This is a genomic window from Mesorhizobium sp. M4B.F.Ca.ET.203.01.1.1, from assembly GCF_004791025.1.
In the GTDB taxonomy this organism is placed as follows: Bacteria; Pseudomonadota; Alphaproteobacteria; order Rhizobiales; family Rhizobiaceae; genus Mesorhizobium; species Mesorhizobium abyssinicae.
The window spans coordinates 1-301 of the sequence record NZ_SRUO01000233.1; the positions used below are offsets into that span (position 1 = coordinate 1).

General features: G+C 64.1%; 1 protein-coding gene. It reads left to right on the plus strand.

Annotation, left to right across the window (positions count from 1 at the left end; all coding sequences use genetic code 11):
* On the plus strand, nt 1-301 hold a 301-nt coding region (locus EN846_RS34460; RefSeq protein WP_189587219.1), incomplete at both ends, for a YhjD/YihY/BrkB family envelope integrity protein.

Sequence of the window (301 nt, forward strand, 5' to 3'; positions counted from 1 at the left end):
CACCGTACGGCGAACCGACCTTCTGACCTACGGCGTGCTGCCCGCCGCCTACTTTGCCTCGAACGGTATCGAGGCGCTGCGCACGTCGCTCAACCGCGCCTATCGGGTCACCGAGACGCGCGGCATCATCCACCGCCGGGTGCAGAGCATCATTTTCGTGCTGATCGCAACCGCCTGTTTCCTCGCCGTCAGCGTCCTTCTGGTGTTCGCGCCGCTGCTCGCGCGGCTGGCCGAGGCGCATCTCGAATGGATCAAGCCCTATATGGGCACCATCACGATATGGCGTTACGTGATCGCCTCG